The following is a 25,595-nucleotide window of genomic DNA, read 5'->3' as shown; positions in this document are numbered from 1 at the left end:
GTCTCCTGGTGTCAACGCCCGACGGCATACCCCTGCATTCCCCGGGGGTTCGCCCCGGCGCTGAGCACCCCGGTCTCCGGGTCGCGGGCGACGGCGCACATCCGGCCCAGGCTCCACGGGCCCTGGTCCAGGACCTCGTGCCCGCGGGCGCGCAGCCCGTCCAGCACGTCCGCACCCAGCCGGGACTCCGTGACCAGCACGCCGGGCTCGCTCGCGCGCGGGTGGAACGAGCCGGGGAAGCTCGTGGTGTGGAAGACCGGCGCGTCGATCGCCTCCTGCAGCCCGGCGCCGCCGACGAGATGGCGCAGCAGGAAGACGCTCTGCCACTGGTCCTGCTGGTCGCCTCCGGGGGTTCCGCAGGCGAGGACGGGTATGCCCTCGCGCAGCACCATCGTCGGCGTCAGCGTGGTGCGGGGTCGCCGGCCGGGGACGAGCGAGCTGGGAAGCCCCTGCTCGAGCCAGGTCATCTGCAGCCGGCTGCCGAGCGCGAAGCCGAGCTCGGGGATGAACGGGCTGGACTGCAGCCAGCCGCCGCTGGGGGTGGCGGAGACGAGCAACCCCCACCGGTCCACGACGTCGACGTGGCACGTGTCGCCCCGGGTGGCGCCGTCCCGCTGCACGGTGGGCTCACCGGCGCTGCCGTCGGCGGCGTCCGCACCCGCACCCTCGGGGACCATCGCCTGTGCGGCCAGCCGGGGCTCGCGGCCTCCGGGTGCGCCGGGCCGGAGCTCGCGGGAGGCGCGCTCGCCCACGAGGGCCGCCCGGTCCGCGACGTAGGCCGGGTCGAGGAAGTCGCTCATGGGCAGGGCGTCCTCGCCCGCGCTGTCGCCGAGCCACGCCTCCCGGTCGGCCATGGCCAGCTTCCACACCTCGGCGAGGGTGTGCACCCCCGCGACCGTGTCCAGATCGGTCGCGCCCGGGTCCTCGCCGGCCACCTCGTCCACCATCGCGAGCACCTGCAGCAGCGCCGGACCCTGCCCCCACGGACCGGTCTTGGCGATCGTGTGGCCGCGCCACTGCGCCGTCACCGCGTCCTCCCAGGTGGCCTCGAAGGTCGCGACGTCCTCGGCCGTGATCACACCGGGCAGGACCGCGCCGCCGCTGTGCCGGAAGGCGCGCTGCGCGAAGGCGCCGATGGCCTCGGCGACGAACCCCTGCCGCCAGGCGGTCAGCACGGCGTCGATGCCGGCTTCCCGTGAGCCGCCGTCCCGCACCGCGTCCCGCTCTGCCTCGAGCAGCCGCTCCAGCGTGTCGGCCCAGGCCGGGTTGGTGACGACGGTCCCGGGCGCGGGCGCCCCGCCGTCGACGAGCCACTGGTCGGCCGAGGTGTGCCAGTCGGAGGCGAACAGGTCACGCACCGAGTCGATGGTCGAGCTGACCCGCGGGACCACCGGGTGACCGTGCCGGGCGTAGTGGATCGCCGGGCCGAGCGCCTCCTGCACGCTCATCGTCCCGCGGTCGCGCAGCAGCGTGAGCCAGGCGACGGTCGCGCCGGGCACGGCGGTGGCCAGCGGCCCGGACCCGGGGACGCGGTCCAGCCCGGCCGCGGCGAAGTGCTCGGGGGTGGCGCCGGCCGGCGCCGGGCCCTGGCCGCACAGGACCCGCGGCGTCGGGTCGTCGGCGGAGGCGACGATGAGCGGCAGATCGCCCCCCGGACCGTTGAGGTGCGGCTCGACGACCTGCAGCACGAAGCCGGCGGCGACCGCCCCGTCGGCGGCGTTGCCGCCCAGCTCGAGCATCCGCATACCGGCCGAGGAGGCGATCCAGTGCGTGCTGGAGACCATGCCGACCGAGCCGGTGAGCGTGGGGCGCGTGGTGGAGGTCATCGTCAGCCCAGGGCCGCCAGGACGGGGACGAGGATCAGGGCGGCCAGGGCCACCAGCACGACGAGGCGACGGGTTCGGGCACTCATCAGGTCACCTTCTCAGGGAGCGGCTCGGTCATGCGCACCAGGTAGACCGGGCGCGGCCAACGGGCGCGGAAGCGCAGCCGCAGGTGGTCGTGGCGCATGACGTGGACGGCGGCGAGGACAGCGGTGGCGCCGCACATCACCGTGGCGATGAGCACCGTCGCCCGGGCACCGAACTGCTCGGCGAACCACCCGAGGAAGGGGGATCCCACCGGCGTGCCGCCCATGAAGACGGCCATGTAGAGCGCCATCACCCGACCGCGGACGGCCTGGTCGACGCTCAGCTGGACCATCGCGTTGGCACTCACCATGACGGTCAGGGCGAAGAGGCCGGTCGGGATCAGCAGGAGGGTGTATGCCGTGAAGCTCGGTGCGAGGGCGATGAGCGCGGTGCACCCGGCGAAGGCGGCCAGCGAGCCCAGGAGCAGGCGCCACCGGGGGCGGTCGCGGCGCGCGGCCAGGAGGGCGCCGGCGAGGGAGCCGATGGCCATGACCGAGCCGGTGATCCCGAACTCGGCGACGTCCTTGCCGAAGACCTCGGTGGACATGAGGGCGTTGAAGATCTGGAAGTTCATCCCGAAGGTGCCGTGCATGAAGGCGATGACGAGGATGAGCTGGATGTCCGGCCGGCCGCGGACGTAGGCGATGCCCTCGCGCACGCTGCCGCGGGGTCCGGTGCGGTCGCGGGTCGCGAGCTGGGAGGGGTCCATCGCGAGCAGCGCCAGGATCACCGCGACGAAGGTCACCGCGTTGAGCAGCAGCGTCGGGCCGGTGCCGACGGCAGCGATGAGCAGGCCGGCCACCGCGGGGCCGATGAGGCGGCCGGAGTGGAAGGACGCGGAGTTGAGCCCCACGGCATTGGTGATCTGCGCCTTCGGGACCATCTCGGAGACGAAGGCCTGGCGGGCGGGGGCGTCGACGGCGGCCGCCGTGCCGGAGAGGAAGGCGAGGACGAACATGTGCCACAGCTCCATGTGGCCGGTGAGCACCGCGATCCCCATGACGGTGGCGAAGAAGGCCATCGCGCTCTGGCTGACGAGCATGACCTTGCGCTTGGAGAAGTTGTCGCTGATCGCTCCCGCGACCGGTGAGAAGAGCAGGATCGGCAGGAACTGCAGGCCGGTGACCAGACCGAGCGCCTGCGCGGAGTTGTCGGTGAGCTCGGTGAGCACCACCCAGTCCTGGGCGATGCGGCCCATCCAGGTCCCGGTGTTGGAGATGATGCCGCCGGTGGCGTAGATCCGGTAGTTGCGCACCGAGAGCGCGGAGAACATCGCGCTCACCGCACCTCCCCCGTCCCCGTGCCCTCCCGGGACGCCTCGCCCCGGTCGACGTCGCCGCACAGGAGCCCCTCGAGGAGCTCCGCGGCCTGCCGCAGGACGCCCCGGTCAGCGCTGCTCAGACCGTCCAGGCGCGCCGCCATCCAGGCGTCCCGCAGGGCGCGCTCACGACCCACGACCGCCCCGCCCTCGTCGGTCAGCGAGAGCCGCACCAGCCGGCCGTCGTCCGCGTCGGGCGACCGGTCGACATACCCCAGGTCGGTCAGCTGGGTCACGGTCCGGCTCATGCTCGGCGGGCTCACCTGCTCGATCGACGCCAGCTCGCCGAGGGTGCGCGGCTGCTCGCTCAGCCGCACGAGCACGCTGAAGTGGTGCGGGGCGATGGTGTTGCCGGCGTCGAAACGCACCCGGCGGGCGACCCGCATGCACGCGATGCGCAGGTCGTGCGCCAGGGCGGCGGTCGCGGGATCGGGTGAGGTGTCAGGCATACAGTCGTTAGTCTATCTCATTACTTCATCTAACGATGGAGCCATCGGCGCGTTCCCGGTGTGGAAAGGGCTACGTTGGTGGCGTGAGCAGGATTCCGCCGAACCGGCCCCCGGAGGACGTCCGGCCGCCAGACGTCACCCTGCGCACCATCACCCTGGTGCGCTGGGGGATCCTCGTCTGGCTGGTGGTCCTGGCGGTCCTGCTCGCGCTGCCCTCGCTGCGCACCGGGGACCGCGAGTGGTGGGTCTGGGTGCCCGTCGCGGGGATCGTGCTCGGCGCGCTGGGGTATGCCTACCTGCGCCGCGGGAAGGGCAACGCCGCCGAGGCGTGAGCCGTGGTCCTCAGCGGTCGCTGAAGACGATCTCGGTCTCGTCGTCGAGCACCGGCGGGTCGATGCGCTCCGGCGCCCGCTTCTCGACGTCCACCTCGCTGTGCGCCCCGCAGCCGAAGTCGAGGGCCACGACGGAGCCGTCCGCGGGCGACCACTCGTTGGCGCAGACGCCGAAGACGGTGCGCAACGCTCCGGCCATCGGCAGGAAGTAGCCGCAGGTCCGGCAGGGCGCGGGAGCCTTGCGGGCACTCTCGCTGGTGGGGCCGTGGTCGCCGTCCTGCCACCGGGTGGCCGCCGCGTCACGGCCCTCGGCCGAGAGGACCCGGGGCCGTCCGAGCCCCAGCTCCCAGAGGGCGACCTGGTCGACGTCCTCCTCCCCCGTGGCCTCGAAGCCGGCCTCCAGCCGCGGGTCGTCCGCGACGAAGGCGGTCCGGTCACCGGGGCCGATGTCACCGGGGGCGAGGCGCTCGGCATACGGCACCCACTCCGGGGAGAGCAAGGCCCCCTCGCCGGCGAGGAGATGCACCTCGCTGATGGTGGCCTTGCGTGCCCGCGGGACGCGGGAGAGCGTCACGGCCCAGCGCCAGCCCGGGTAAGCGGCAGCGGTGCAGGCGAAGTAGTGCGTCGCCAGCCGCTCGGCCTCCATGACCACCTCGAGGTGGTCGCCGACGGTGCCCGGCTCGGCGATCTCAACCGCGGCGGCGCGGGCGACCTCGACGGCACCGGTCAGGACGGCATCGCTGCGGGGAGAGGGCATACGGGCTACTTCCCGGCCTCGAACTGGTCGGCCACCGCGCGCAGCGCCTTGGCCATCGCCGCACCGTGGGTGCGGTCGGGGTAGTGGCCCTTGCGCAGGGACGAGGACGCCTGGTCGAGCAGGGTGATGAGGTCCTCGACGACCACCACCATCTCCTCGGCCGGCTTGCGGTCGCGCATCGACAGACCGCGCGACACCGAGGGGGCTGGGTCGAGCAGCCGCACGTGCAGCGCCTGGTCGCCGCGCTTGCCCGCGACGACGTCGAACTCCACCTTGCTGCCGCGCGGGAGCGCACCCACGCCCTCGGGCAGGGCGGAGCGGGGCACGTAGACGTCGCTGCCCTCGTCGCTGGACACGAAGCCGAAGCCCTTGTCCTCGTCGAAGAACCTGACCTTGCCGGTGGGCACGGGAGCACCTCACGAAAGTGTGTGGGGGATGGAACGGGAACACCTGAGGATATCGCCCGCGGCGGCACGGGTCGAATGACTTGCCCCGTCAGGGTGCGGCTCGGGACGCACGAGCGGGGCACCCCGGCGGCTGTCGGCCGTGGGTGCCCCGCTGTCGTGCTGGCTCGCGCGTCGCCCCGAGCGACTAGGCGCGGGCCTCCTCGGCGATGGGGTCGTAGGAGGCTTCCTCATCACCGAAGGCATAGGCGGACTCGCTGTGCTCGGACAGGTCGACCCCGCGGGCCTCGTCCTCGGCGCTGACGCGGAAGCCGATGGTCCTGGCGATCGCCAGGCCGATGAGGGCCGTCATCACGCCGGTGTAGACCAGGGTGAACAGGGTGGCGACGACCTGGGCCACCAGCTGCCCGGCGCCGCCGCCGTAGAAGAGGCCCCCGCCCTCGCCGTCGACCGGCAGCGCCAGGAAGCCGATCATGACGGTCCCGACGATGCCCGAGACCAGGTGGACACCGACGACGTCGAGGGCGTCGTCATACCCGAACCTGTACTTCAGACCCACCGCGAGCGCCGAGGCGACACCGGCGAGGACGCCGATGAGGATCGCGCCGAGGGCCGAGACGTTGGCGCAGGCCGGGGTGATCGCGACCAGACCGGCGACGACGCCGGAGGCGGCACCCAGGGAGGTGGCGTGGCCGTCGCGGACGCGCTCGGTGATCAGCCAGGCCAGCATCGCGGCGGCCGGGGCGACCATGGTGTTGACCCAGATCAGGCCAGCCTCCTCAGCGGTGCCCGCGGCGCCACCGTTGAAGCCGAACCAGCCGAACCACAGCAGGGCGGCGCCGAGCATCATCAGGGGGATGTTGTGCGGCTTGTGGAAGCCCTTGGGGCCGAAGTCGCTGCGGGAGCCGATGATGTAGACCAGCACCAGGGCCGCCAGGCCCGCGTTGATGTGGACCACGGTGCCACCGGCGAAGTCGATCGCCTCGCCGAAGGTGGCGCCGATCGCGCCGTCGGCGGAGAGCAGGCCACCGCCCCACACCATGAAGGCCAGCGGGCAGTAGACCAGGGTGACCCAGATCGGCACGAAGACCGACCAGGAGCCGAAGCGGGTGCGGTCGGCGACCGCACCGGAGATGAGGGCCACGGTGATGATCGCGAAGGTCGCGCCGAAGCCGATACCGATCATGTCAGCGGTGCCGACGTGGTTCGCGAGCCCGAAGTCCGCGGCCGGGTTGCCGACGAGACCGCCGAGCAGCGGCGGGGCGGCCGACATGCCGTAGCCCCAGAGGACCCAGACCACACCGACGAGACCGATCGAGACGAAGCTCATCATGATCATGTTCGTCGAGGCCTTGGCTCGCGCCATACCGCCGTAGAAGAACGCCAGGCCCGGCGTCATCAGCAGCACGAGCGCCGCCGAGACCATGACCCAGACGTCGCTGGTCGAGAGTTCCATCGTTGCGTGCCTCCAGTGAGTGGTGGTGCGCTCGGGCTCCCCGCGTCACGTCTGTCGGGGGTGGGAGTCCGCTCGCCGTGCGCACCAGTCAAGACCGGGGATGTTTCGGGAGCAGGCGCATCGGTGTAAAAGGTGCGTTACCGATGTTTCCGTCGCGTAAATCTTTCAGCGCGGTCAGAGGAGCGCGTGGGCGCGGGTGAGGCGGTCGCGCCACCAGGTCTCACGCTCCGGCACCGGTCGGTATGCCGCGAGCGCGGCCGGGTCGACCGAGTCCCGGGCCGCCTCGGCGCGCTGGAGCGTCAGCCGGCCGGCCTTCGGCGCCAGCGGCTCGGCCACGACGTCGGTGTCGAGCAGGGTCGCCGTGCCCAGCCCGCAGTCGTGCTGGAGGGTCGGCAGGGCTGCGGCGAGCCGCACCCCGAGCGACAGGCCCACCGAGGTGTCCAGCGCCGAGGAGACCACGGCCGGCAGCCCGCACCGCTCGATGACGTCGAGGGCACGGGCGATGCCGCCCAACGGTGCGACCTTGACCACGACGAGGTCGGCCGCGTCCAGCCGCGCCACGCGCAGCGGGTCCTCGGCGCGGCGGATGGACTCGTCCGCGGCGACGGGCACGTCGACGGCGTTGCGCGCCAGGGTCCGCCGGAGCTCGGCCAGCTCCTCGACGGTGGCGCAGGGCTGCTCGGCATACTCCAGGTCCAGCGGCGCGAGCCTGGCGAGCGCCGTGGTCGCCTCCTCCACCGACCAGCCGCCGTTGGCGTCGACCCGGATCCGGGCCTGCGGCCCGAGCAGCCGACGCACCTCGGTGACCCGCTCGACGTCGTCGACGAGACCCTGGCCGGCCTCAGCCACCTTGACCTTCGCGGTCCGGCGGGCGTCCACCCGGGCGAGCAGGCCCTCCACCTCGGCGGCCGGCAGGGCCGGGACGGTGGCGTTGACCCCGACCTCGTCGCGCACGGGCGGGGGCAGCTCGCCCCATCCGGCCTCGACCGCTGCGGCGAGCCAGCGCGCGGCGTCGGGGTCGGCATACTCGACGAAGGGGGCCCACTCGGCCCAGCCGGCCGGGCCGCGCAGCAGCACCGCCTCGCGCGCGGTCACCCCGCGGAAGCGCACCCGCATCGGCAGCCGCACGACGTGCGCGGCGGCCAGCAGCTCGTCCAGGTCCGGGATCTCGGGGTCGGGCACCGGTCCAGCGTAGGACGACCTCCCCCGGCCGCCGACGGACGCCACCTGTCCGCGACCTCGCCGAAGGGCTCCCATCGCGGGCCGATCCGCGGGCAGGATGACCACATGGCACTCAAGTGGTACACCGTCGTCGTCGACTGCCGGGACCCGCAGGCCCAGGCCCGCTGGTGGGCGGAGGCGCTGGACTGGACCGTCGCCTACGACACCCCGGAGGAGGCGGTCGCGGTCCCCCGCTTCGCGCTGGAGGGGCCCGAGCACGAGAGCGACCTCGACGCCTGGATGCGGCGCGGCCAGGGGCTCGTCTTCGTGCCGGTGCCCGAGGGCAAGGAGGTCAAGAACCGGCTGCACCTCGATCTCGCCCCGCACACCAGCCAGGACCGGGACGCCGAGGTGCGGCGGCTGCTCGACCTGGGCGCCACCCACGTCGACGTCGGTCAGACCGAGACCGACACCTTCACCGTGCTGGCGGACCCGGAGGGCAACGAGTTCTGCGTGCTCTCCTCGCGCGACGGTTGATCCTCTCTCGCCCCGCGGTCAGCCACCGCGCCGCGACCATAGGGGCTGCTCCCGCCGGGCGAACTCCGCGAAGGAGGCGGGCGGCTCACCCAGCACCCGCTGCACGTCGTCGCTCAACCCGTCCGCGAGGCCGAGCCGTGCGGTCGTGTGGATCGCCGCGGTGACGGCGGCCATGCCGGGCGGCATCCGCAGGGTGCGCGTCGCATGCCGGAGGTAGCGCGGCAGGCCCGGTCGGGCATACCGCACCCTCCTGTCGAGCACGGTGCTGAGCACGTGGGCCGTCTCCCTCCGTGACGTCGGTCTCCAGGACAGGAGCGCTCACCCCTGCTCGTTACAGTGACGCCGTGACCGAGAACGCCGACCCGCGCCACGCCCCGAGCAGCCCCTTCGACCCCGCCGCCTGGAAGCCGGTCGAGGGTTTCGAGCTGACCGACATCACCTACCACCGGCACGCCGAGCTGGGCTGCGTGCGGATCGCCTTCGACCGCCCGGAGGTGCGCAACGCCTTCCGCCCGCACACCGTCGACGAGCTCTACCGCGCTCTCGACCACGCCCGGATGACCCCGGACGTGGGCGTCGTGCTGCTCACCGGCAACGGCCCCTCTCCCAAGGACGGCGGCTGGGCCTTCTGCTCCGGCGGCGACCAGCGCATACGCGGCCGCAGCGGCTACCAGTATGCCGACGCCGAGACCGCGGACAGCGTCGACGCCGCGCGGGTCAAGGCTGAGGGTGGCCGCCTGCACATCCTCGAGGTCCAGCGCCTCATCCGCACGATGCCCAAGGTCGTGATCGCGGTGGTGGGCGGCTGGGCGGCCGGCGGCGGGCACAGCCTGCACGTGGTCTGCGACCTCACGATCGCCTCCCGCGAGCACGCCCGCTTCAAGCAGACCGACGCCGACGTCGGAAGCTTCGACGCCGGCTACGGCTCGGCCTACCTCGCCGCGATGGTGGGCCAGAAGAACGCCCGCGAGATCTTCTTCCTCGGGCGCACCTACGACGCCGAGCAGATGCAGCGCATGGGCGCGGTCAACCTCGTCGCCGACCACGCCGAGCTGGAGGCCGAGGCGGTCCAGGCCGCCCGGGAGATCCTCGGCAAGAGCCCCACGGCGCAGCGGATGCTGAAGTTCGCCTTCAACCTCGCCGACGACGGGCTCATGGGGCAGCAGGTCTTCGCCGGCGAGGCGACCCGGTTGGCCTACATGACCGACGAGGCGGTCGAGGGCCGCGACGCCTTCCTGGACAAGCGGGCACCGGACTGGGGCCCCTACCCCTGGTACTTCTAGAGGGCCACGTTTCCGCAGGTCAGAGCGCTATTGACGCTCTACTGTGCACCCACCGTGCACAACGCGGTCAGTCGCTGGCGGCAGTCACCGGCACCGTGCAGACTGGTGGACGATGGCCAAGAACAAGCGCAAGAAGAGCACCCGCCACCGGATGTCGGGAGACCCTCGACGGGCAGCGGAACAGCGGCGTGAGGAGCACGCCCGTCTTGTACGCGAACGCGACGGGAACATGAGGTTCGTGCAGACCGCCCGGACGCCGACTGGCCGGCAGTACTCCTGGGACGCAGAGTCTGAGACCGGCGTGCAGATGGCCGACGTGCTCCGGCGTCGACGCGCACTGTTCGTTGAGACGTTCGGGCGCGAGCCTGGCCCCGAGGACCCGCTCTTCTTCGACGCGGAGGCACGTGAGCCACGGCCCCTGGAAGAACTCGACTTCGACTGGGACATGATCTTCGAGGCCTTCGACGCCACCGGCATCGACCCTGCCTACGCCGAGGCGTGGCGCGAGCTCGGCTACCTCGTCACCGAGATGAACCGGCACACCTTCACTGCGCACGAGGTCGAAGCCTGGGATGAAGCGGTCGAGCGGCATATGGAGGAGTAGTCATGGTGGACCTCACGGAGTACGAGCAGCGGGGAGGCCTGGAGACCCCCTTCGAGCTCACGAAGAAGCACCAGAGGGCGCAGGAGGAGTCTGGGCGCATCCGTGAACACGCACATCGGCTCGCTCAACAGGCACCACCGCTGCAGCCGGGGCAGGTCTCCGAGCTCAGCCGCTTGCTCGGCCATCGAACTCCGCCTCACGAGTTGATGCGGTGGCGGCTGCGCCTGTATTGCGGCCACGTGGTCGAGAAGACCTCGCACAACACGCACAAGACGTTGCACAGCGCCTTCACCGGCTCGACGCGCTGCCCCGAGTGCGAGCTGGACCCGGCGACGATCGTGGATGGGGAGGCGATCGGTCTGGCAGAAGAGCCACCCGCGCCGGCGGGAGGTGACACCGACCAAGTCCCGCTGGCCGACGTGTAGCAGCTGGCTGGCTGAGAAACTCGGAGGAACCGGCAAAGACCAGGCTTAATCGTACTAGCATGGGCTCGTGACCGAGCCTTGGGTGTCAGCCGATGAGATCGCCGAGCACCTCGGTGTGACGAAGGACAGCGTCTACACCTGGATCGCCAAGCGGAAGATGCCGGCACACCGGGTCGGGCGGCTCTGGAAGTTTCAGGTGAGCGAGGTCGACGCTTGGGTCCGAGCCAAGGGGGCAGACGAGAGCAGTCCTAAGGACGAGGACGGCTGATGGAGATCATCGACAACATCAACCGGCTCTTGGGGGAGGACCTCAGGCGGACGATCACACCGGGTGCCCGGCTCCGCGTCGCAGCGTCCACCTTCTCGATCTACGCGTTCGAGGCGCTCAAGGACGAGCTCACGGACCTAGAGTCGTTGGAGTTCATCTTCACTTCGCCCACGTTCGTGGCCAGCGAGGCAACAGATCGGGCTCGAAAGGAGCGACGAGAGTTCTTCATCCCGCAGGCGCGGCGTGAGTCCAGCCTCTACGGCTCCGAGTTCGAGATCCGTCTCCGCAACAAGCTTAACCAGCGCGCCATAGCCCGTGAGTGCGCCGAGTGGATCAAGTCCAAGGTCACCTTCAGGTCGAACAAGACCGGTGCCCAGATGCAGCAGTTCGCCGTCGTGGATGACGCCACCGCCTACATGCCACTGCACGGCTTCACCTCGGCCGACCTCGGTTACGAGAAGGGTGATGCCGTCTCCTACCTGGTGAACAAGCTCGACGACACACCGATGACGGCCGCCTACCTCCAGACCTTCGACCAGATCTGGAACAGCCCCCAGCAGGTCGAGGACGTCACCGAGCTGATCCACGAGCACATCTCCTCGGTGTACGCGGAGAACAGTCCCGAGCGGATCTACTTCCTCATCCTCTACAACCTCTTCGCCGAGTTCCTCGAGGACATCAGCGAGGACGTGCTCCCCAACGACCTCACTGGGTACAAGGACACCGAGGTCTGGAACCGCCTCTACAACTTCCAGCGCGACGCCGCCACCGGCATCATCAACAAGCTCGAGATGTACAACGGCTGCATCCTGGCTGACAGCGTCGGCCTCGGTAAGACGTTCACCGCGCTTGCCGTCATTAAGTACTACGAGCTGCGCAACAAGTCGGTCCTAGTTCTCGCCCCGAAGAAGCTCTCCGACAACTGGACGACCTACAACAGCCCCTACGTCACCAACATCCTCGCCAAGGACCGCTTCAACTACGACGTCCTCGCACACACCGACCTCTCCCGTGACAGGGGCCTCTCGGGGAGCCTCGACCTCGCTAAGGTCAATTGGGGCAACTTCGACCTGGTCGTCATCGACGAGTCGCACAACTTCCGCAACGCTGACTACGCCGAGGAGAGGGAAAGCCGGTATCAGCGGCTGATGCGCCAGGTCGTCCAACAGGGCGTCAAGACGAAGGTGCTGATGCTCTCCGCCACCCCGGTCAACAACAGGTTCCTCGACCTCAAGAACCAGCTGGCGCTCGCGTACGAGGGCGAGTCCGAGAACCTCTCCGCGAAGCTGGATATCTCCACTAGCGTTGAGCAGGTCTTCCGCGATGCCCAGATCGCCTTCAAGAAGTGGTCGGAGCTTCCTGCTGAAGAGCGCACCACCGACGCGATCCTCAGGATGCTCGACTTCGACTTCTTCGAGCTTCTCGATGCGGTGACCATCGCACGGTCGCGTAAACACATTCAGGCGTTCTACGACACGTCCGAGATCGGTGTTTTCCCAAAGCGTCGCCCGCCGGTCTCGATCCGAGAGCCGCTTACTGACCTCCCCGATGCCCCGAGCTTCAACGAGATCTTCGAGCGACTGCAGCAGCTCAACCTCGCGGTCTACGCCCCCTTGTCGTACGTGCACGCCAGCAAGATGCAGAAGTACGTCGACATCTCCAGCGTCCAGGGTGGCACCGCGCGCGGCAACCTCGGCCAGGCAGGCCGTGAGCGCGGCCTCCAGAAGCTGATGACGGTCAACCTCCTCAAGCGCCTGGAGAGCTCGGTCGAGGCCTTCCGCATCACCCTGAGGAAGGTCGACAGCGCAGTAAGCCAAGCGCTCAAGACACTCGACAGCCATGATGGCGCAGTCGAAGACCTCGCGTCGACTTGGACATCGACGCCGATGACGACGACTTCGAAGTGCCCGAGAACTTGTCTGTCGGCAACAAACTCGAGATCGATCTCGGCGACATGGACACCATCTCCTGGCGCAAGGACCTCTCGAATGACCGCGAAACGCTGCGCGAGCTCGTCGACGCCATAGACCAGGTCACCCCGGAACACGACCGCAAGCTCCAGCGGCTCAAGCAGGAGATCCTGAACAAGATCCAGAACCCCATCAACGGCGACAACAAGAAGGTCCTGCTCTTCTCCGCCTTCGCCGACACCGCAAACTATCTTTATAGGGAGCTGCAACCCGCACTCAGCGGGAGGCGCGGCATCGAGCTCGGGCTGGTCACAGGCAGCACGAGGCCGAAGACCACCCTCGGCGACGGGTACGACTTCCAGAAGGTCCTCACTCTGTTCTCGCCCCAGTCCAAGGACAAGGACCTCGTGTTCCCGAACGAATCGGCATCGATCGACGTCCTGATCGGCACCGACTGCATCTCCGAGGGACAGAACCTCCAAGACTGCGACTACCTGATCAACTACGACATCCACTGGAACCCGGTCCGGATCATCCAGCGGTTCGGGCGCATCGACCGGATCGGCTCGGCCAACGCGACGATCCAGATGGTCAACTTCTGGCCTGACATCTCCCTTGACGAGTACATCAATCTCAAGGAACGAGTCGAGAACCGCATGGTCATCGCCGACCTCGCAGCGACCGCCGACGACAACCTCCTGACCCAGCAGGCAGGTGACACTGCCTTCCGTCGGGAGCAGTTGCGCAAACTCCAGGACGAGATCCTCGAGCTTGAGGATGCAAACACCGGTGTCTCGATCACCGACCTCGGTCTCAACGACTTCCGTATGGACCTGCTGTCCTACATGGAGACCTACGGCGACATCGCCTCAGCGCCCAAGGGCCTCCATGCCGTTGTCCCTGCGGACCCGGCCAAGGGACTCCAGCCGGGCGTGATCTTCGCCCTGCGCAGCGTCGACGAGCAGGTCAAGGTCAACCGACACAACCGACTGCACCCGCACTACCTCGTGTACCTCGGCAATGACGGCGACGTGGTCGCCGACCACACCGAGGTGAAGGCACTGCTCGATCTCATCCGCAGCAGCGCCCGCGGCAGGATCGAACCCATTGCGCCCGCTTTCCGCGTCTTCAATGCCGCCACCCGAGAAGGCGTCGACATGAGCGCCTACTCGACGCTCCTCAACCAGGCGATCGGCTCACTCATCGACGTCACGGAGCAACGAGACATCGACAGTCTCTTCGCGGGTGCCAGGACCACGGCCCTGGAGCAGAGCTTCGCGGGACTGGATGATTTCGAGCTGATCGCCTTCCTCGCGATCGTCGAACCCGAGGAGCCCCTCCGTGGTTGAGCCAGTTGAACCAAAGACCTTGTTCCAGTGGCCCAAAGCCGGGCGGGTCGACCGCATCATCCCCAAGGAACGCCTCTACTCCGAAGGCAGCGTGACGACCGCAGTCCGTCAACGCTTCATCGACCAGATCCAGCGCGTCCGCTGGGCATACAAGCTCGGCGAGGAGTCCGTCCGGCTCAAGGGCACTGCGAACGTCTCCGAGATTCAAGTGTTCGAGATTGAACTCAAGAACGCCACGCTGGACGACACGGTCCTCGCAACCATCGACAAGTCCATCCCGTCGCCCATCGTCTTCGAACTGCGACGCGACGACGGCAGCTGGGTCGAGCAGGCGATGTCCGCCGCCGACGTGCAGTCCTCCGCAGGCAAGCCGAAGGCGAAGGCCTACTTCCGCTCTGGATGGATCCGAGACGCCGACGAGCGTGCTGCGCTTCCGCAAGCGCTCGACATCGAAGGCCTCTACGCCCAGCTGCTGGGTGCCTTCCTCCCACATCCGCTCCGGCGCGGCGAGAAACTATCGGACGGCATCGCCAGGATGGAGCACATCCGAAAGTTGGAGCGGGAGATTGGCCGGCTCGAGACGAAGGTGCGCCTCGAACCTCAGTTCAATCGCAAGGTCGAGCTTCGCCGAGACCTGCGCGCGCTCCAAGCTGAGCTTGACAATACGACTACCCCAGACGAGACGACGACAGAGGACGCCACGTGGAGAAGCTAGACACGCACTCACCCGATCTGACCGAGCAGAACATCGACAAGATCGTCGAGCTCTTCCCGTCGGTCGTCACCGAGTCCATCGACGCCGACGGTAACCCCGCGCGGGCCCTCGACTTCGACCTACTGCGTCAGGAACTCTCCGACCATGTCATCGATGGGCCGCAGGAGCGATACCAGCTTGATTGGCCAGGCAAGCGCGCGGCGCTGTTTGCGGCCAACGCACCCGTCGCTAAGACACTCCGGCCCGTTCGTGACGAGTCCGTCGACTTCGACACCACGAAGAACCTGTTCATCGAGGGGGACAACCTCGAGGCGCTCAAGCTGCTCCAAGAGCCGTACCTCGGCAAGGTCAAGCTCATCTATATCGACCCGCCGTACAACACCGGCAACGACTTCGTGTACGCCGACAAGTTCGCGACGAGCTCGGCTGAGGAACTCAGACGCTCCGGTCAGGTCAGCGAGGATGGCGTCCCGCTCGTCACTAACTCGAACGCTAACGGGCGGTACCACTCGGACTGGCTGAGCATGATGTTCCCTCGCCTCAAGCTCGCGCGAAACCTGCTGACTGACGACGGCGTGCTCGTGGTCTCCATCGACGAGAACGAGCACGCCAACCTGGTGAACCTCGGCACCGAGGTCTTCGGCACCGACGCGTACGTCGGCGAGATCGTCCTGAAGAACAGCAGCAGGAGCGACCAGCGGTACATCTCAATGCAGCACGAGTACATCGTCTTCTTCGTCAAGAACAAGACGGCCAACCCTGGCGAGTGGCTCGAGAAGAAGGGGGGGGCTCGACCGGATTTACTCCGCCTTCGAGGGGTTCCGGAAGAAGTTCGGTGACGACTGGAATGCAATTCATGAGGCTGCCAAGGCGTGGTACAAGGGTTTCACCCCCTCTGACCCGGTCTACGCGAGCAAGCATTACAACCGCATGGACGAGCGAGGTGTCTACTTCGCAGACAACATCTCGGGCCCGAACGACGGGCAGTACGTATACGAGCTCCTTCACCCGGTGACAGGCGAGCCGTGCAAGGCCCCCGCACGCGGATGGGTTTTCCCTGAGGACTCAATGAAGAAACGGATCGCGGAGAACCGCATCCATTTCGGGCCGGATCACAGCACGGTTCCCAATTTGAAGACCTATCTCGCGAACACGGAGTATCAGAGTCTGACGAGCATCCGGCACGTCGATGGCCGCGCCGCCTCAAAGCGGCTCCAGGGGCTGTTTGGCGAGAAGGTCTTCACCAACCCCAAGGACGAATGGCTCCTTCGCGACATCTACAACGCCGTCGGCGTTGGTAACGGCGACATCGTACTCGACATGTTCGCCGGCTCTGGATCGGCGCTCCATGCTGTGTGGGAGCTCAACCTCGCCGCAGGGAGCGAGACACGCTTCATCGGGGTTCAGGTGGCCGAAGATCTGAACGCCTCGCTAAAGACGGCCAAGGGGGCCGCCAAGCAGATAACCACCAACGCGATTAAGTACCTCACTGCCTTGGGCAAACCGGCCACGGTCGCCGAGGTCGGGAAGCAACGACTTCGGCTCGCTGGGGACAAGCTCAGGGACAAGGCAGCGATGCTGGACGTCGGGTTCAGGTCGTTGAAGGTCGACACGACGAACATGGAAGACGTGCTGCGCACGCCTGACGAGACTGAGCAGGAGACACTCTCTGGTCTTGAGGACAGCGTGAAACCTGATCGATCCGCCGAGGACCTCCTCTTTCAGGTGCTTCTCGACTGGGGCCTGGACCTCGCGATGCCGGTCAATGCGGAGAAGCTCGACGACCAGGAGATCCTTGTCGTCGACGAGGATGCGTTGGTCGCGTGCTTCGACGCCGAGGTGTCTTCCGACACGGTCCGTGAGATGGCGAAGCGGGGGCCCCTACGGGCGGTCTTCCGGGACTCTGGGTTCGCCTCGGACGACGATCGGATCAACGCGGAGCAGATCTTCAAGCAGCTCTCGCCTGCTACGGACGTGAAGGCGATCTGAGTCGTGAAGCTCCAGTTCAAGATCCAGCCGTACCAAACCGCAGCAGTCGACTCGGTCGTCGAGTGCTTCAACGGGCAGCCACGGGTGGACGCGACCAGGTATCGGATCGACCCTGGTCGTGAGCCCCAGACACAGATCGAACTCGCGGGATTCCGCAACGCTGAACTCCGCCTGACTGGCTCTCGGCTGCTGCAGAACGTCCAAGACGTCCAGCGGCACCAGAACCTTCCGCGATCGGACGAGATGGTCCCGAGCAAGGCCGGGAAGATCAACCTCGACGTCGAGATGGAGACCGGGACCGGCAAGACCTACGTCTACATCAAGACGATCATGGAGCTGAACAAGCGCTACGGCTGGTCGAAGTTCATCGTGGTCGTGCCGAGTGTCGCGATCCGCGAGGGCGTCCAGAAGTCGTTCGACATCACCGCAGAGCACTTCCAAGAGACCTACGGCACCAAGCCCCGCTCCTTCATCTACAACTCCAGCCAGCTGCACGAGCTCGAGAGCTTCTCCTCCGACGCCGGGGTGCAGGTCATGATCATCAACATCCAGGCGTTCAACTCGAAGGGCAAGGACAACCGCCGGATCTACGACGAGCTGGACGACTTCCAGTCACGCCGGCCCATCGATGTGATCGCAGCCAACCGCCCCATCGTGATCATTGACGAGCCTCAGAAGATCGACAGCCCCAAGGCCCAGGAGTCGCTGAGCCGATTCGATCCGCTGTTCCTGCTCCGTTACTCGGCCACGCACAAGGTCGACCACAACAAGGTGCACCGGCTCGATGCGCTTGATGCGTACAACCAGAAGCTCGTGAAGAAGATCGCTGTCCGTGGGATCACTGTCAAGGGCCTCGCTGGTAGTACTGCCTACCTCTACCTCGACGCGATCGAGGTCAAGAAGGGTGCGAAGCCGGCAGCGCGGGTCGAGCTGGAGGTGCAGACCAAGTCCGGCATCAAGCGCCAGCTCAAGCGCGTCGAGCAGGGCAGCAACCTGCACGACCTCGCCGGCGGCATCGAGGCGTACAAACCTGATGGCAAGGCGCTGATCGTCACCGACATCGACGCCAACCGAGACATCATTGAGCTGAGCAACGGCGACATCGTCACCGCCGGACAGATCACCGAGGACGTCACCGAGGCCGCCAAGCGTCGGATCCAGATCCGTGAGGTGATCCGAGCCCATCTCGACAAGGAGCGGGAGCTCTACGGCCAGGGCATCAAGGTGCTCTCGCTGTTCTTCATCGACGAGGTCGTCAAGTACCGCGACTACAACCGCGACGACACCAAGGGCGAGTACGCCCGCATCTTCGAAGAGGAGTACCAGAGCCAGGTCGACGACTACCTCAGCGAACTGCCCTTCGACGCCGAGGACTACAGGCTCTACCTCAAGGACATCTCGGTCGAAGACACCCACAAGGGCTACTTCTCCATCGACAAGAAGGGCCACCAGATCGACGGCAAGGTCGCGGGCCGAGGAGACGAGAAGGGCCAGTCGACCGACACCGACGCCTACGACCTCATTCTGAAGCACAAGGAACGCCTGCTCTCCTTCGAGGAGCCGACCCGATTCCTGTTCTCCCACTCGGCCCTGCGCGAGGGCTGGGACAACCCCAACGTCTTCACGATGGGCATGCTCAAGAAGAGCGACAACACCGTCTCGCGGCGTCAGGAGATCGGCCGTGGGCTGCGGCTCGCGGTGAACCAGCAGGGCGAGCGGATGGACAACCCGCTCACGGTGCATCAGATAAACGAGCTCACCGTCGCCACCGACGAGTCGTACACCGACTTCGTGACGGGCCTGCAGCGCGAGATCAGCGAGTCGCTCGCAGCCCGGCCGCGCAAGGCTACGGAGAAGTACTTCCTCGGCAAGACCTTCGTCACGTCAGACGGTGAAGAGAGCGTGGTCGAGGAGAAGCTCGCACGAGCGATCTATCGGTACCTGCTCAAGAACGACTACATCAACGACGACGACACCCTGTCCGAGTCCTACAAGCAGGCCCGCGACGAAGGCACATTGGCTTCAACCAGCGACGCGAACCTGAAGCCGGTCATCGACTTCGTGTGGCCCTTGGTCGACGCGCTGTACCTCGATCTCCCCGAGCCGGGCGACAGCCGCAAGCCGAAGGTGATCCCGCTCAACAAGAACTTTGAGAAGAAGGAATTCACCGAGCTGTGGAGCCGGATCAACCACAGGGCGGTCTACCAGGTCGAGTTCGACTCGGATGAGCTCATCGGCAAGTGCGTGACCGCCCTCGACGCGCAACTCAAGGTCAGCGCGCTCCAGTACGTCATCGAGCACGGCCAGCAAAAGGACGCGCTTGAGGCTGACGAGCTCGGGACGGGCGAAGGCTTCGACAAGGGCCAGCACCGGACCGAGTTCGAGTCACTCAGCTCGGGCTCGCAGGTCAAGTACGACCTACTCGGGGAGATCACCGAGAAGACCCAGCTCACTCGTCGCACCGTCACCAAGGTCCTGACGACCATCAAGCCGACAACCTTCGCGAAGTTCCGGCAGAACCCGGAGCACTTCATCACCGAGTGCGCGCGGCTCATCAACGAGCAGAAGGCGACGGTCATCGTCGAGCACCTGAGCTACGACGCACTGGACGACCGACACGACACCGACATCTTCACCGCCAACCAGACGAAGCAGGACTTCACCAAGGCCGGCGACAAGCTGAAGAAGCACATCTACGACTACGTCGTCACCGACTCCGGGACGGAGCGCAGCTTCGTCGAAGACCTCGACACCAGCGACGAAGTTGTGGTCTACGCCAAACTGCCGCGTGGATTCTTCATCCCCACGCCGGTCGGCGACTACAACCCTGACTGGGCCGTCGCCTTCAAGGAGGGCACGGTCAAGCACATCTTCTTCGTCGCTGAGACCAAGGGCTCGATGTCGTCTATGCAACTGCGCCAGGTCGAAAAATCGAAGATCGAGTGCGCCCGGAAGTTCTTCGACTCGCTGAGCGCCAAGGCCGCTGCCGATCAGGTCAAGTACGACGTCGTCGACAGCTACACAGAGCTCATGAACCTCGTCGTGGGCTAACGATGTCGCGGAACTACACGAAGCTAACGATCAAGCTGCTGTTCGGGCAGGCCAGGCAGTGCGGCTACCCGGGCTGCCGTACCCCGCTGATCTACGAAGATCGCGGCCGAAAGACAGTCGTAGCCGAGATCGCCCACATACGATCCGAAGCTCCGGGCGGGCCGCGCCACGATCCCGGGTTCGTCGGCGACCTGGACGGGCCGGACAACTTACTGCTCCTCTGCGGCGTTCACCACAAGCCGGTGGATCGTCACGACGCGATCTACTCCGTCGAGGAACTGGAGGCCTGGAAGAAGGCACAGGCCGAAGGAGCAGACGGCGGTGTCGCCATCGCTGACGAGGACGTTGTGAGGTTCATTCGACTCTCCACGGAGGAACGGACAGCGATCGACCGACTGGCTCGTCTCGCGTACCGCCTTGAAGCGGCGGCAAAGTCCGCGGCGGCTGCCCTTGGCGACATCAATGACGAGTACCGGCGCTCGGACGACAAGGGGTACGCCGCGCTGGGGATCATCTACGAGGTTGACGACGACGGCAACAAATCGCGGGTTCCGTCCAGCAGCTTCCGCCTTCCTCAGACTCAGATCAACGAGTTTCAACAGCGCTTCAACGAAGCGCATCGACAGCAACAGGACCGCGTCCGGGACTTCGCCGCGCAGTTGGGCGAGGAGGTGGCTGTACTCCGGTTGATGGATCCGGGGCTCGGCGACCTGGCGGGCGAGGCACTCGGATACGTAACGGCGATCGTCAACGATCTCGCCGACGCCGAGCAGCTCGCCACGGATCTCGAGGCACTTCAGGCGACCCTCCAGACCGTCTATGACGCTGCCCGCGAGCGGTTCTGACTCGTGCGACATGCACCGTTAGTCAAGCCACCGCGCTCACGGCGTGCTGGCCCAGAGGCGCTCGCGCTCTGCCAGTCGGTCGGAGCGCCCATGTGCGTGATCGGCACTGCACGCACGGTCGGGTACGACTTCATCACTGCGGGCAGCAGCGTGGTCCGGCCGAGTCCAAGCCGGTCGAGCAGGAACTGGATCAGCGTCAGCTGACCGAACGTCCGGGACCAGTCTGTCGAGACGGCGTCGAGATCCGGGTTGACGCCAACCTTCGGCAGCTTCGGCGAGAGTGTGTGGACACGATTGAACAGCCGTCCATGGTGCGCGCACGTGTTCCGGACGAGGTTGAGCGCCTTCATCCAGCTCGTGAGCTGCGGTGCCCGCAGACCGCACGCGTCAGCGACGGCGTCCTGAACCTTTCGGGGAGCGAAGCCATAGAGCCACGTGAGGCTTCCCCAGTCGAGGATTTCTACCGCTGCCCAAACTGGGAGCGTCCGCCGTACTTGTCGTGATGGTGCGCGACGAAATCCTCGCGCGAGCGGGAGAGCTCTGCCTCATAGCCCTCCAGCCACTTCCGGTACGAGTTGCCCTTTCGCACGGTGGGGCCGAGCAGATCGGGATCGAGATGGGCACAGGGGTCCACTCGGCCGAGCTCGTGACCAAGGTGGGCTCGCAGCGCTAGCTCGATCGGGGCGAGCACCGAGAACGTTGCCGCTCTCAGCCGGACATCGAACTCGTAGAGCGCCACCACGTCGTCGAGGCTGGTACCAGGGTAGAAGTCGTCTACGCGGTTCCCGCCGACTAGCTGCCGGAAGGGGTACCAATACCCGCTGAGGCGGTAGTAGTTGACTCGCTGCAGGGTCGCGATCGCCTTGCCGCGGTCCCCGATAGCCATGCCGCGGCCGGCGAGGAGGTCGACCTGCTCCTCGTAGGTTCGGTACGCCTTCACGTCATCGTGCATCGCGACCGCCGGGAAAAGTGAAGACCGGCCCTGGGCCTACCGAGGTAGGCGGAACCGGTCGTGATGACTGAAGGTTAGCACGACGCCGGTTGCTTGTACCCATCGTTGGTCAGTCCTGCGACTCGTGGCGATGTGAGGGGTGGATCCGAGCATCGCGGATCTGCTGCAACTCCTCTGCGGACAGGAGGTAGGCGTGCCTGTCGAAGCTGCCTCGGTCCCGGCTGTCCATGATGCGGCGGTACTCGGCCAGCATCCGCATGTAGGTCTCGAGCATCGGGAAGTGCGAGTTCCCGCCGTCGGTGCGCTCGATCTGCGGCTGCAGCTCGGTCCAGCGGTCGCCGTCGCGCATCTGGAACTTGACGTAGTCGTCCATATGGCCCTCCAGCGAGTCGTTGAAGTCGAATCCCTGGAACTCCAGAGCGCGGGCCAGATCCTCATCGACCGGCGTCCCCTCCTTCTCGAGGTGGCTGATGCTGTAGGTCAGGATCCGGAACATCTGCAGGATGTCGATCACCCGCCGGCAGTCGCGCTTCGAGAGCTCGGTCCGGAACCCGGCCACCTCGTACCAGTACTCGCCGGTGAAACCCTCCTCGAGGATGCGTGCCCGCATCAGCTGGTACTCGGGATCACCGTCGACGTCGTTGGCGTCCTCTGGCAACACTCGGGCGAGGATCCGGTGCAGCATCGAGAGCACCTGTCGGTCGGCCAGCCTCATGCTGTCCGGAGCAGCCTGGTCGCCGTGCTCTGCCTCGGCCTCGAAGACGGGCACGACGGCCTCCATGAGCCTGTCCCGCACGAACTCGCTGAGGGTCACGCCTTCGTCGTCGGCCAACTCCCTGAGTTGGTCACGCACCCGGTCATCCACCCTGATGTTCAGAACAGCCACGAGAATCTCCTGTGAGACAGTATGACGATAAGCGTAGCACCATCATACGCATATGTCGAAGACGAGGATCTCTCCGCCCGGTCGTGTCCCGCAGACACCTGGTTGTCGGGACACCGGATCCGGGACGGCTCGACGCTCTGGATCAGGGCCTTCGGATGTCCCACGACCGGTGGAGCCGGCGCATCGACTTTTCGGGACATGTATGCGCGAGGAGGCTCAGTCGGCTTGCCATGCAAGTGGAGCAGAGGTCCGGGGGGTTTCGCGCGCCCCGGTCTCGAGGTTGACTGCGAACCGCAGTATCTGAGCAGCTGGCTTGTCTGCGTCGGGATGGCGGATGCGTGCCAAGCTTCGCGAGACGTCGAGCTGGACCCCAAGGTGCGAGATCCCCGCTTCACGTAGCTCGCGTATCAGGGCAGGGGCGTCCTTCACGGGGAAGTCCTTGTACTGGTCGTTTCGTGCGGCAGGGAAGGACCGGATGAGCATCGCTTCGGCGGCGGTGACGAGCTTGGCCTGATCGGCGAGCGGCCCGTCCGGTTCTGTCATGAACTGTTGTATGCGTTCGGCGAGGCTGTCGTCATTGTTCGGGCCCACGCTTAGCGTCATCTCTCTTCCTGAAACGTGCGCATCCATGACGATCACTGCGACCGCAACACTTGGGTGGTGATCAGCCACCTCGGCGAGAACCTGCTGGACTCTCATGTGTCCCTCGCCGATTCGCTCGGCGGCGGTGCGTTCACCGTGCTTCCCGTATGACTGTCCGATGTACTCGACTTGGTAGGTAAAGAACTTGCGGATCGTGTTCTCACGCCATGGGCCGAGATCGTGACCGAGCCGATCTGCGTGTTCCAGCACCGACCTAGCCACTTGGGCTGCATTCCACCGGTGGGACGTGCCGGATTCGTCTGTCCAATCGATCGCCCCATCGCGGAGAGCAGTGCCGTCCCTGGGGAGCACTTCGAAAGGGACGCGGATGGTGCGCGGTTTCATCTCAACGCCATCGTGGAACCGCGCACGTAGTCGCCAATGATCCGCACGCAGTCGCAAGTGGTCACCGTCTAATGCCAACTCGTCGACCTCCGTCTTGGGGCCGATCAGCACCATGTAGAGGTGGACAGCATTGTGGTGGGCCCACTCGGTGAACGCATCGGTGTAGACCTCCGACGGGGTGAGGGCACGAGACCGCCAGTTGGTCACCGCCAACAGAGACTGGGGCTGCTCATATTTGTTCGACATGGCCCCAGTCTCTGCTAACGCGCGCGGACTACTCGGCGCGCCCGCGAGAGAGGTGTCGGTAGTACGTGGTCTTCGACCAGCCGATGGTCTTCGCGGCCGCCACCACGGTCATGTCCTCGTTCTCGATGAGGTGCCTGACGGTACGGAGGTTCCGCGCGACCTGCTCCGGGTCGGTCTCCGGCCTCCCGAAGCGGACGCCGCGCTCCCGGGCGGCGTCGACACCGGCCTGGACCCGCTCACGGATGAGCGAGCGCTCGTACTCGGCGAGCGAGGACAGGATCTGCAGCACCAGCCGGCCGGACGCGTCTCGGGGTCGATGCCGTCTGTGACGGACATGAGCTTGATGCCTCGCTCGGTCAGGTCGTCAATGGTGGTCACCACGTCGACCATGGACCGGCCGATCCGATCGAGCCGCCAGACGACCAGCTCGTCCTCCTGGCGGAGCTGGGCGTCGAGTTCGGACCAGCCCGTGCGTGTCCTCGCCTTCTTCGAGCCCGAGATCTGGTCGGAGTAGATGTTCTTCGCATCGACACCGGCGGCGATCAGCGCCCGACGCTGCAGGTCGTCAGTCTGCTTGTCCCTGGCCGAGGTGCGGGTGTATCCGAACTTCACTACTGATCACCCCATCTCCGGCTGGTCGTCATGCTCGATCGCGGCGTCGTACTCGGCGGCGTCGTACTTCGTCTCGGTCATGGGCTTCTTCACCTTCGAGGTGTCTTCGTAGACGCCCGCATTGATCTCGTCGGTCAGGCGCTTGACCTTGCGGTTGCTCTCTACGAGCCGATCGCGGACCTCCTTGGCCTGCGGGGTCAAAGAGGCGTCCAGCCCGCGTTCTGTGTATCGGGCGGCCTCTTTCTTCTCGGCCTCGGCCTTGAGTAGAGACCACTGCTCGTGATCCCGACCGCCGAGGACGTCGGCCTGTTGCTCGACAGCGCCGACCAGAAGAAGCGCAAGTCCACCCGGGTCGGGTTCCAGGCCTACGTCGCGCTCTGCGCCTTCGCCGGGCTGCGCAAGGGTGAGGCTCTCGGCGTCCAGGTCGCCGACATCGACTTCCTGCGCCGTCAGCTCAAGGTGACTCGGCAGATCCAGCGCGCCAAGCCCGAAGACATCGAGGCCGGCAAGAACATCGTCGAGGCCACCGGCGGGACCAAGGTGATGATCCGGCCGCCGAAGTACGGTTCCGAGCGCACCATCTACCTGTGCGACGAGCTCATCGAGATCCTGTCCCAGCACATCGCGAACCACACCCCGGACGGCAGCTCGGATCGCTGGCTGTTCGCCGACGACGAAGGTCGCCTGTGGCACGACAACTCGGTGCACTGGCGCTGGCGCGGCACTCGTGACGCCGCCGGCTTGAGGACCCGACTCCACGACCTCCGGCACTTCTTCGCCTCTGGTCTGATTGCCGAGGGCTGTGATGTCGTCACGGTGTCCCAGGCGCTCGGACAAGCCTCCACCGCGACCACCCACAAGACTACCTGCATCTGTGGCCGAAGGCCGAGGACAAGACCCGTGCCGCCGCCTCCGCGATGGCCAAGCAGGCGCTCGCCGCGTGTTCCACCGTGCACACACCGTGCACAGAAGGGTCGAACGACACCGGCGCTGACCAACTCGACAAACATGCGCAGGACGCATAGGGGTCAAGCCCAGTGGAGTGGTGTAGCGCTGTGATCCCTCGTTTGGGTTCAGGTGGTGAGGGCGGGTAGGTGATCAGCTCCGATCTCGGGTTCGGTGTCGGGGACGATGGTTGCCCGGCAGCGG

Annotated in this window: 26 protein-coding genes and 2 pseudogenes; 14 read left to right on the top strand and 14 right to left on the bottom strand. The window is 66.7% G+C overall.

From position 1 onward, the window contains the following. Nucleotides 1-11: 11 nt before the first annotated feature. The 3 genes from BJF80_RS01715 to BJF80_RS01705 all read right to left on the bottom strand — a co-directional run bounded on the left by BJF80_RS01715 (nt 12) and on the right by BJF80_RS01705 (nt 3,677). The gene (locus BJF80_RS01715) at nt 12-1,826 is read right to left on the bottom strand and encodes a gamma-glutamyltransferase family protein (protein WP_075810994.1); all 1,815 of its coding nucleotides are present in this window, start codon (nt 1,824-1,826) and stop codon (nt 12-14) included. 85 nt (nt 1,827-1,911) lie between these two features. Continuing rightward, complete coding sequence (locus BJF80_RS01710; RefSeq protein ID WP_022925528.1) at nt 1,912-3,183, bottom strand: MFS transporter; 1,272 nt, start codon at nt 3,181-3,183, stop codon at nt 1,912-1,914. Between the two features lie 5 nt (nt 3,184-3,188). Then, nucleotides 3,189-3,677, bottom strand: coding sequence for a MarR family winged helix-turn-helix transcriptional regulator (locus tag BJF80_RS01705; protein WP_083673395.1), 489 nt, complete (start codon nt 3,675-3,677; stop codon nt 3,189-3,191). A gap of 83 nt (nt 3,678-3,760) precedes the next feature. On the opposite strand from BJF80_RS01705, the gene BJF80_RS01700 reads away from it, so the two are divergent. Then, entirely contained in the window at nt 3,761-4,009 is a 249-nt protein-coding gene (locus BJF80_RS01700; RefSeq protein ID WP_075810993.1) for a DUF2530 domain-containing protein, read from the top strand. A 10-nt stretch (nt 4,010-4,019) separates the two neighbouring features. Here the strand turns inward: BJF80_RS01700 and BJF80_RS01695 are convergent, their stop codons facing one another. The 4 genes from BJF80_RS01695 to BJF80_RS01680 form a co-directional block, all read right to left on the bottom strand. Continuing rightward, nucleotides 4,020-4,766 (bottom strand): DUF3027 domain-containing protein, encoded by a 747-nt coding sequence (locus BJF80_RS01695; RefSeq protein WP_075810992.1) that lies wholly within the window; start codon nt 4,764-4,766, stop codon nt 4,020-4,022. Nucleotides 4,767-4,771: 5 nt separating this feature from the next. Then, nucleotides 4,772-5,173 (bottom strand): cold-shock protein, encoded by a 402-nt coding sequence (locus BJF80_RS01690; RefSeq protein ID WP_022925524.1) that lies wholly within the window; start codon nt 5,171-5,173, stop codon nt 4,772-4,774. Between the two features lie 184 nt (nt 5,174-5,357). Then, nucleotides 5,358-6,626, bottom strand: a complete 1,269-nt coding sequence (locus BJF80_RS01685) for an ammonium transporter (protein ID WP_075810991.1) — start codon at nt 6,624-6,626, stop codon at nt 5,358-5,360. Nucleotides 6,627-6,800: 174 nt separating this feature from the next. Further along, nucleotides 6,801-7,808, bottom strand: coding sequence for an o-succinylbenzoate synthase (locus tag BJF80_RS01680; RefSeq protein ID WP_075810990.1), 1,008 nt, complete (start codon nt 7,806-7,808; stop codon nt 6,801-6,803). Between the two features lie 105 nt (nt 7,809-7,913). Here BJF80_RS01680 and BJF80_RS01675 point away from each other — a divergent pair, with 105 nt between their 5' ends. After that, nucleotides 7,914-8,324 carry a VOC family protein gene (locus BJF80_RS01675; RefSeq protein ID WP_075810989.1) on the top strand — a complete coding sequence of 137 codons (411 nt, stop codon included), beginning with the start codon at nt 7,914-7,916 and terminating at the stop codon, nt 8,322-8,324. A gap of 18 nt (nt 8,325-8,342) precedes the next feature. On the opposite strand, the gene BJF80_RS01670 is transcribed toward BJF80_RS01675, so the two are convergent. After that, nucleotides 8,343-8,597, bottom strand: coding sequence for a Rossmann-fold NAD(P)-binding domain-containing protein (locus BJF80_RS01670; protein ID WP_075810988.1), 255 nt, complete (start codon nt 8,595-8,597; stop codon nt 8,343-8,345). A 71-nt stretch (nt 8,598-8,668) separates the two neighbouring features. Here BJF80_RS01670 and BJF80_RS01665 point away from each other — a divergent pair, with 71 nt between their 5' ends. The 11 genes from BJF80_RS01665 (at nt 8,669) to BJF80_RS01625 (ending at nt 20,763) form a co-directional block, all read left to right on the top strand. Further along, nucleotides 8,669-9,607 (top strand): 1,4-dihydroxy-2-naphthoyl-CoA synthase, encoded by a 939-nt coding sequence (locus BJF80_RS01665; RefSeq protein WP_075810987.1) that lies wholly within the window; start codon nt 8,669-8,671, stop codon nt 9,605-9,607. Nucleotides 9,608-9,719: 112 nt separating this feature from the next. Further along, nucleotides 9,720-10,211, top strand: a complete 492-nt coding sequence (locus tag BJF80_RS01660; protein ID WP_143553930.1) for a hypothetical protein — start codon at nt 9,720-9,722, stop codon at nt 10,209-10,211. Between the two features lie 2 nt (nt 10,212-10,213). After that, on the top strand, nt 10,214-10,636 hold the full coding sequence (locus BJF80_RS01655) for a hypothetical protein (protein WP_075810985.1): 423 nt from the start codon (nt 10,214-10,216) through the stop codon (nt 10,634-10,636). Between the two features lie 67 nt (nt 10,637-10,703). Then, on the top strand, nt 10,704-10,904 hold the full coding sequence (locus BJF80_RS01650; protein WP_075810984.1) for a helix-turn-helix domain-containing protein: 201 nt from the start codon (nt 10,704-10,706) through the stop codon (nt 10,902-10,904). Next, nucleotides 10,904-12,931 (top strand): SNF2-related protein, encoded by a 2,028-nt coding sequence (locus BJF80_RS19560; RefSeq protein ID WP_237767376.1) that lies wholly within the window; start codon nt 10,904-10,906, stop codon nt 12,929-12,931. The genes BJF80_RS01650 and BJF80_RS19560 overlap by 1 nt, the downstream gene beginning before the upstream one ends. Continuing rightward, complete coding sequence (locus tag BJF80_RS19555) at nt 12,859-14,163, top strand: C-terminal helicase domain-containing protein (protein WP_237767384.1); 1,305 nt, start codon at nt 12,859-12,861, stop codon at nt 14,161-14,163. Before BJF80_RS19560 ends, BJF80_RS19555 begins: the two co-directional genes overlap by 73 nt. Then, nucleotides 14,156-14,878 carry a DUF4391 domain-containing protein gene (locus BJF80_RS01640; protein ID WP_083669409.1) on the top strand — a complete coding sequence of 241 codons (723 nt, stop codon included), beginning with the start codon at nt 14,156-14,158 and terminating at the stop codon, nt 14,876-14,878. Before BJF80_RS19555 ends, BJF80_RS01640 begins: the two co-directional genes overlap by 8 nt. Further along, entirely contained in the window at nt 14,866-15,717 is an 852-nt protein-coding gene (locus BJF80_RS17450; RefSeq protein ID WP_202817123.1) for a site-specific DNA-methyltransferase, read from the top strand. Before BJF80_RS01640 ends, BJF80_RS17450 begins: the two co-directional genes overlap by 13 nt. 91 nt (nt 15,718-15,808) lie before the next feature. Further along, on the top strand, nt 15,809-16,867 hold the full coding sequence (locus tag BJF80_RS17445) for a site-specific DNA-methyltransferase (protein ID WP_143456706.1): 1,059 nt from the start codon (nt 15,809-15,811) through the stop codon (nt 16,865-16,867). A 3-nt stretch (nt 16,868-16,870) separates the two neighbouring features. After that, nucleotides 16,871-19,918 carry a type III restriction-modification system endonuclease gene (locus tag BJF80_RS01630; protein ID WP_075810983.1) on the top strand — a complete coding sequence of 1,016 codons (3,048 nt, stop codon included), beginning with the start codon at nt 16,871-16,873 and terminating at the stop codon, nt 19,916-19,918. Nucleotides 19,919-19,920: 2 nt separating this feature from the next. After that, complete coding sequence (locus BJF80_RS01625) at nt 19,921-20,763, top strand: HNH endonuclease signature motif containing protein (protein WP_075810982.1); 843 nt, start codon at nt 19,921-19,923, stop codon at nt 20,761-20,763. Here the strand turns inward: BJF80_RS01625 and BJF80_RS19550 are convergent. The 6 genes and pseudogenes from BJF80_RS19550 to BJF80_RS21405 all read right to left on the bottom strand — a co-directional run bounded on the left by BJF80_RS19550 (nt 20,736) and on the right by BJF80_RS21405 (nt 24,647). Beyond that, nucleotides 20,736-21,113, bottom strand: a complete 378-nt coding sequence (locus BJF80_RS19550) for an Abi family protein (RefSeq protein WP_237767386.1) — start codon at nt 21,111-21,113, stop codon at nt 20,736-20,738. The genes BJF80_RS01625 and BJF80_RS19550 overlap by 28 nt on opposite strands. Before the next feature lie 3 nt (nt 21,114-21,116). Continuing rightward, nucleotides 21,117-21,649: pseudogene (locus BJF80_RS19545) on the bottom strand (Abi family protein); the annotation flags it as partial. Between the two features lie 175 nt (nt 21,650-21,824). After that, complete coding sequence (locus tag BJF80_RS01615) at nt 21,825-22,601, bottom strand: YfbU family protein (protein WP_075810981.1); 777 nt, start codon at nt 22,599-22,601, stop codon at nt 21,825-21,827. Nucleotides 22,602-22,817: 216 nt separating this feature from the next. Beyond that, entirely contained in the window at nt 22,818-23,834 is a 1,017-nt protein-coding gene (locus BJF80_RS01610; RefSeq protein WP_075810980.1) for a hypothetical protein, read from the bottom strand. Nucleotides 23,835-23,862: 28 nt separating this feature from the next. Next, nucleotides 23,863-24,446, bottom strand: a pseudogene (locus BJF80_RS01605) (recombinase family protein). A 6-nt stretch (nt 24,447-24,452) separates the two neighbouring features. Next, a complete protein-coding gene (locus tag BJF80_RS21405) occupies nt 24,453-24,647 on the bottom strand; it encodes a hypothetical protein (protein WP_075810979.1) in 195 nt (64 codons plus the stop codon). A gap of 78 nt (nt 24,648-24,725) precedes the next feature. Here BJF80_RS21405 and BJF80_RS21400 point away from each other — a divergent pair, with 78 nt between their 5' ends. Beyond that, on the top strand, nt 24,726-25,505 hold the full coding sequence (locus BJF80_RS21400; RefSeq protein WP_075810978.1) for a tyrosine-type recombinase/integrase: 780 nt from the start codon (nt 24,726-24,728) through the stop codon (nt 25,503-25,505). Nucleotides 25,506-25,595: the final 90 nt, after the last annotated feature.

The sequence above is a fragment of the Serinicoccus sp. CUA-874 genome, assembly GCF_001942225.1.
In the GTDB taxonomy this organism is placed as follows: Bacteria; Actinomycetota; Actinomycetes; order Actinomycetales; family Dermatophilaceae; genus Ornithinicoccus; species Ornithinicoccus marinus.
The sequence above is the reverse complement of the archived record's forward strand: the minus strand, read 5'-3'. Positions and strand labels throughout refer to the sequence as shown.

Excerpts from the sequence above, each read along its gene's own strand:
- BJF80_RS01715 (WP_075810994.1), bottom strand. The coding sequence starts at position 1,826 with ATGACCTCCACCACGCGCCCCACGCTCACCGGCTCGGTCGGCATGGTC.
- BJF80_RS01710 (WP_022925528.1), bottom strand. The coding sequence starts at position 3,183 with ATGTTCTCCGCGCTCTCGGTGCGCAACTACCGGATCTACGCCACCGGC.
- BJF80_RS01705 (WP_083673395.1), bottom strand. The coding sequence starts at position 3,677 with ATGCCTGACACCTCACCCGATCCCGCGACCGCCGCCCTGGCGCACGAC.
- BJF80_RS01695 (WP_075810992.1), bottom strand. The coding sequence starts at position 4,766 with ATGCCCTCTCCCCGCAGCGATGCCGTCCTGACCGGTGCCGTCGAGGTC.
- BJF80_RS01685 (WP_075810991.1), bottom strand. The coding sequence starts at position 6,626 with ATGGAACTCTCGACCAGCGACGTCTGGGTCATGGTCTCGGCGGCGCTC.
- BJF80_RS01675 (WP_075810989.1), top strand. The coding sequence starts at position 7,914 with ATGGCACTCAAGTGGTACACCGTCGTCGTCGACTGCCGGGACCCGCAG.
- BJF80_RS01660 (WP_143553930.1), top strand. The coding sequence starts at position 9,720 with ATGGCCAAGAACAAGCGCAAGAAGAGCACCCGCCACCGGATGTCGGGA.
- BJF80_RS01655 (WP_075810985.1), top strand. The coding sequence starts at position 10,214 with ATGGTGGACCTCACGGAGTACGAGCAGCGGGGAGGCCTGGAGACCCCC.
- BJF80_RS19560 (WP_237767376.1), top strand. The coding sequence starts at position 10,904 with ATGGAGATCATCGACAACATCAACCGGCTCTTGGGGGAGGACCTCAGG.
- BJF80_RS19555 (WP_237767384.1), top strand. The coding sequence starts at position 12,859 with ATGGACACCATCTCCTGGCGCAAGGACCTCTCGAATGACCGCGAAACG.
- BJF80_RS17445 (WP_143456706.1), top strand. The coding sequence starts at position 15,809 with ATGGACGAGCGAGGTGTCTACTTCGCAGACAACATCTCGGGCCCGAAC.
- BJF80_RS01625 (WP_075810982.1), top strand. The coding sequence starts at position 19,921 with ATGTCGCGGAACTACACGAAGCTAACGATCAAGCTGCTGTTCGGGCAG.
- BJF80_RS19550 (WP_237767386.1), bottom strand. The coding sequence starts at position 21,113 with ATGAAGGCGCTCAACCTCGTCCGGAACACGTGCGCGCACCATGGACGG.
- BJF80_RS01610 (WP_075810980.1), bottom strand. The coding sequence starts at position 23,834 with ATGTCGAACAAATATGAGCAGCCCCAGTCTCTGTTGGCGGTGACCAAC.